The sequence below is a fragment of the Pseudomonas petrae genome, assembly GCF_021728295.1.
Classification (GTDB): Bacteria; Pseudomonadota; Gammaproteobacteria; order Pseudomonadales; family Pseudomonadaceae; genus Aquipseudomonas; species Aquipseudomonas petrae.
The window spans coordinates 1-4,592 of sequence record NZ_JAKJXE010000030.1; the positions used below are offsets into that span (position 1 = coordinate 1).

The following is a 4,592-nucleotide window of genomic DNA, read 5'->3' on the forward strand; positions in this document are numbered from 1 at the left end:
CCTTCACTCCGGTCTCGCTCCGTGGGCCCGCGCCGAACGGACATCCATGTCCTGACGGCGCTCTCGCCGCATCCATGCGGCTCGGCCCACTGCGCGAGACCTGCGTTCAGCCTGCACCCAAGTCGCGTTCTGCTGTGTTTGAGCCTTTTGTGTATGAAGATCAAAAGCGTTAAAGCAGATCAAGGGCTTCCCGGCTGAAGCCGGTCCCACTGAATGCACGCGCGGCTGTTAGTGGGACCGGCTTTAGCCGGGAAGGGGCCGGTCTGGACAATGTTTTTTTGAACATGGAACCGAATTCAAAAAATAGAAAAGCCCCGGCTTTCAGACCGGGGCTTCCTTTGGTGCATCAACCTTGTCTCAACGGTTGATTTTGATCTCGACGCGGCGGTTCAGCGCTCGGCCGTCGGCGGTTTTGTTGTCGGCCACAGGGCGCGCTTCGCCGTCACCTTCAACGGACGCGAACGAGGCACGCGGGATGCCGGCGCTGACGAGGTAGTCGGTCACCGATTGCGCACGTTTTTGCGACAATTTCTGGTTATAGGCATCGCTGCCCACGCTGTCGGTGTGGCCGCTGACGTGGAGCTGGACGTTCGGGGCTTCGGTTTTGAGTTTGGTTGCGACCATGTCCAGTTGCTGTTTGTCACCCGGTGTCAGCGTGGCTTTGTTGAACTCGAAGTGCACGTCACGGATGGTGATGATCTCTTCTTTCGGCAGCACCACCGGCGCGGCCATCGGTTCAGGGGCCGGTGTCACGATCGGGCAACCGGTGGCATCGACCGGGGTGCCTTTCGGCGTGTCCGGGCATTTGTCCTTGCTGTTAAGGACGCCGTCGCCGTCATCATCACCATCCCCGTGGGCCCAGCAATACGCGCCGGCCATCACGCCCACCGCACCACCGAAGCCTGCTGCAACCGACGCGGTCTGGAAGGCACCGATCGCTGCGCCGGTCAGCGCGCCACCGGCCGCACACAGAGGCCAGTCGGTCTTTTGCAAGCCCGCACAACCCGTCAATACACTGGTAACCAAAATCAGAGGTAACGCTGTCCGAATCATGCTCATACAGTTCTTCTCCTTTGGTATCGGCTAAAACCGACTGAAATGCAGTAAAGACGCGTGTGGGGCCGTTCGCCACCCTGATTTCCGGGGTTTTACGGAATTTCACCGCACAATTGGGACTGTTCTGTGGGGAATAGCCTTTTGCCTTCACTCCGTACGCTTTGTCATATCGCGAAATGAAAAAGTTCAAGCACTAGGCCATCGAAGTTCAGCACGCTACCCTTGCCCGCCTGACCGAGGAACTCCAATGACCGACCGCTTCTCCAGCCGCACACCGCAACAGGCACTGGCCGCCCTGCTCGACCTTTATGCGCCGAAGCGTTTGCTGCTGGTTGGCGCCGAGGGTTTTCCGGCGTTGCAGGCTTTTTGCGAAGCGCATCCGCAGACCGAACTGGCCCAGGCCGCGCCCGGTCTTTTGCCCGCCGAGCTGGCCGGGCAGCGCTTCGATCTAGCGCTGGTGGTGGACTGTCTGGAGCACATGCCCAAGCGTGCGGGACTGGAGTTGTTGGGCGGCATTCGCAACCTCAATGCCAGCCGGATCGCCGTGCTGGCGGACCTTGATGCCTGCGGCTGGCAGTCCACCGATTTCTACTCGCTGGCACTCCAGGCCAGCGAACGGTTTTCCCGGGATGAACAAGTGCTCACGCTGTTCACCTACGATCTTCGGGAATACAAACAGGTGCCGGATTGGCTGAACGCGAGGTTCTGGGCCAATCCGGAGAATTACGGCAAATACTGGTGGTGAGAGACGCATCATGAGCAGCGCAATATGCCCTTGCGGCAGCGGCAATCTTCTCGACGGTTGCTGCGGTCGTTATCACGCCGGCCAGCCTGCCCCTTGCGCCGAAGCGCTGATGCGTTCGCGCTACAGCGCTTATGTGCTGGGGTTGGTGGATTACTTGCTGGACACCACAGTGCCGGCGCAGAAGGCCGGGCTGGATCGTGATGCGATCAGCCAGTGGAGCGCCCAGAGCACCTGGCTGGGCCTTGAAGTCGAGGGCGCCGAGTTGATCGGCGGTCAGCCCGAGCACGCATTTGTGACCTTTATCGCGCGCTGGCACGACGCGGACGGCGAGCATCGTCATCGCGAGCGCTCGGCGTTCGTGCAGCATGATGGACGCTGGTATTTCATCGACCCGACAGTCTCGTTCAAAGCCGGTCGTAACGACGCCTGCCCCTGCGGTAGCGAGCAGAAATTCAAGAAGTGCTGTTCGGCTTATCTCACCTGACCATTTAGCGGTGACGCCAGTAACCACTCAGAGACAGGCAGTCCTCAGGCCATTCTGATGTGGGAAACGTCCGGCACCAGCACGTGCTCAACCGACTTGTCCTGACCCAGATCGGCGCCGGCCGGAGCCAGGCTCAGGCCGGACAGGTCGAGCTGCGGCGCACGGGTCAGCATTCTCGGATCCTGCACGTCCTGGCCCGGTTCGGAGAGGGTGAAGTCAGGCGCCTCGACGTCCACAAATGCAGCCATGTACACATCGCGCGGCTTGACGGTAGCTTTGCGCGGCGGCGTGGCGTCGGTGCGCGGCGCGGTCAGGCTTGATGGCTTGCGCGTCCAGCTCGGCTGGTCCGGCGGCGGGGCCAGCTCGACCTCTTCCACCTCAACCAGACCCGGCGCCTCTTCAACAGGGGCCTCCACGACTTGCGCCATGGACACGACCTGAGTCATGGCTCCGGCGCGCTCAAGGGTCGAGCGGTACTTTTCGGCGGCCGCCTCATCGAGGTTGTTTTTCAGCACCAGCCGACGGCCGGAGAACAGCAACGCGATGCGCTGAGCGTCCGCCTGGAAAAGCTTTGCCAGGTTGGCCTTGACCAGATCCGGCTGCGCGCCGGGCACCAGTTGGCCGGAAAATACGATTTCGTATAGCTTCATGGTCAATACTCCTTCGACACATGGCGCGAGTATGGCGCAGGCTGTGGAGAACGGCGAGTCACGTGCAGTGGCGGTCAGATCGGGCATAAAGGGAGCGACCCATGATGTTTGCAGCACACGTCCTCAGAATCGCAGGCCTCTTCGCACTCCTGGCGCTGTCGGGCTGCTCGACCTGGATAACCGGCGGCTTCGAAGACCCCGACGTCAAGCTGCTGAAGGTTGAGGTGGTCAAGGCGAAGTTGCTGCGCCAGGACTTCAAGCTGCGCTTCAGGGTCGATAACCCCAACGACTCCAGCTTGTTGGTCCGTGGCCTGCGCTACAAAATCCTGCTCAACGACATGTTGCTCAGCGAAGGCGTCTACAGCGACTGGTTCATCGTCAAAGCCAACAGCCACAAAAACTTTTCCGTGCCGATCCGCACCAATCTATGGGAACACCTCAAGGACATCTCCAAGGTGCTCGGCAAAGCCAATCAGCCGGTGCATTACCGTTTGGAAGGCAAGCTCAAGACCGGATTTTTATTCGGACACAGCGTGCGCATCGGGCGCAATGGCGACATAATCCCCGGCGATTTGATTCCGGAGTAGCCCCATGAACCAGCAAGCCCACGTGCACGGCCCCGATTGTGACCACGATCACGACCATCACGATCACCATCATGACCACGGCCACGTGCACGGTCCGCATTGCGGCCACGCGCCCCAAGAGCCAGTACGCAACACGCTCAAGGACGTCGGACGCAACGACCCTTGCCCCTGCGGCAGCGAGAAAAAATTCAAGAAGTGCCACGGCGCGTAACGCATCCAGCTTCTTCTACGGCCTGAATCTTCAGGCCGTTTTCATTTGTGCGATGGACGTTTGAGGGCGTAAAACAGGTGCAGCCTAAATGGCAGTCGTGATGACTTCACCTGGAGCGCGCAATGATCGATCTGCACTACTGGACCACCCCCAACGGCCATAAAGTCTCGATTTTCCTCGAAGAATCGGGCCTGCCGTACAAGATTTTCCCGGTCAACATCGGCGCGAACGAGCAGTTCGAACCCGATTTTCTGAAGATTTCCCCCAACAACAGGATTCCGGCCATCGTCGACCACGAGCCTGCTGACGGCGGCGAACCGCTGAGCCTGTTCGAGTCCGGCGCGATCTTGCTGTACCTGGCCGAGAAGACCGGCCGGTTCATTGCACCGGACCTGCGCGGCCGCGAGGAAACCCTGCAGTGGCTGTTCTGGCAAATGGGCGGGCTGGGGCCGATGGCCGGTCAGAATCACCATTTCAACCGGTTCGCCAAAGAGAAGATTCCCTACGCGATCAAGCGTTACATCCACGAAACCGCGCGCTTGTACGGCGTGTTGAACAAGCGTCTGGCCGATCGCACCTTCGTCGCGGGCGAGGAATACGGCATCGCAGACATGGCGATCTACCCGTGGATCGTGCCGCACACGTTCCAGGAGCAGAACCTGGACGACTTCCCGCACCTGAAGCGCTGGTTTGACGCAGTGGCCAATCGCGATGCGGTGAAGCGGGCCTATGCACTGGTGGACAAGATCAATCCGCCGAAGCCGTAAGCGCAGTTGGTGTCCGACGTACAGACACACACTGTAATTGGATGGACTCGCCCAGGCCGAGGCGTCAATGCGCCACGGTGGCAGTCTAAACA

The 4,592-nt window shown here is 60.3% G+C and carries 7 protein-coding genes; 5 read left to right on the forward strand and 2 right to left on the reverse strand.

Annotated features, from left to right (window positions below; translation table 11 throughout):
• Nucleotides 1-357 precede the first annotated feature (357 nt).
• Nucleotides 358-1,059: a PA1041 family peptidoglycan-binding anchor lipoprotein gene (locus tag L4G42_RS25930; RefSeq protein WP_237254549.1), complete on the reverse strand. Its 702-nt coding sequence runs from the start codon at nucleotides 1,057-1,059 to the stop codon at nucleotides 358-360.
• A gap of 244 nt (nucleotides 1,060-1,303) precedes the next feature.
• On the opposite strand from L4G42_RS25930, the gene L4G42_RS25935 reads away from it, so the two are divergent.
• A complete protein-coding gene (locus tag L4G42_RS25935; RefSeq protein WP_237254550.1) occupies nucleotides 1,304-1,801 on the forward strand; it encodes a DUF6231 family protein in 498 nt (165 codons plus the stop codon).
• 10 nt (nucleotides 1,802-1,811) lie between these two features.
• Nucleotides 1,812-2,285, forward strand: coding sequence for a YchJ family protein (locus L4G42_RS25940; RefSeq protein ID WP_237260043.1), 474 nt, complete (start codon nucleotides 1,812-1,814; stop codon nucleotides 2,283-2,285).
• 44 nt (nucleotides 2,286-2,329) lie between these two features.
• On the opposite strand, the gene L4G42_RS25945 is transcribed toward L4G42_RS25940, so the two are convergent.
• The gene (locus L4G42_RS25945; RefSeq protein ID WP_237254551.1) at nucleotides 2,330-2,935 is read right to left on the reverse strand and encodes a hypothetical protein; all 606 of its coding nucleotides are present in this window, start codon (nucleotides 2,933-2,935) and stop codon (nucleotides 2,330-2,332) included.
• 101 nt (nucleotides 2,936-3,036) lie between these two features.
• Here L4G42_RS25945 and L4G42_RS25950 point away from each other — a divergent pair, with 101 nt between their 5' ends.
• The 3 genes from L4G42_RS25950 (at nucleotide 3,037) to L4G42_RS25960 (ending at nucleotide 4,500) form a co-directional block, all read left to right on the forward strand.
• Nucleotides 3,037-3,522, forward strand: a complete 486-nt coding sequence (locus L4G42_RS25950) for an LEA/WHy family protein (protein WP_065992587.1) — start codon at nucleotides 3,037-3,039, stop codon at nucleotides 3,520-3,522.
• A gap of 4 nt (nucleotides 3,523-3,526) precedes the next feature.
• A complete protein-coding gene (locus L4G42_RS25955; protein WP_065992586.1) occupies nucleotides 3,527-3,733 on the forward strand; it encodes an SEC-C metal-binding domain-containing protein in 207 nt (68 codons plus the stop codon).
• Nucleotides 3,734-3,855: 122 nt separating this feature from the next.
• Nucleotides 3,856-4,500: a glutathione binding-like protein gene (locus tag L4G42_RS25960; RefSeq protein ID WP_237254552.1), complete on the forward strand. Its 645-nt coding sequence runs from the start codon at nucleotides 3,856-3,858 to the stop codon at nucleotides 4,498-4,500.
• Nucleotides 4,501-4,592: the final 92 nt, after the last annotated feature.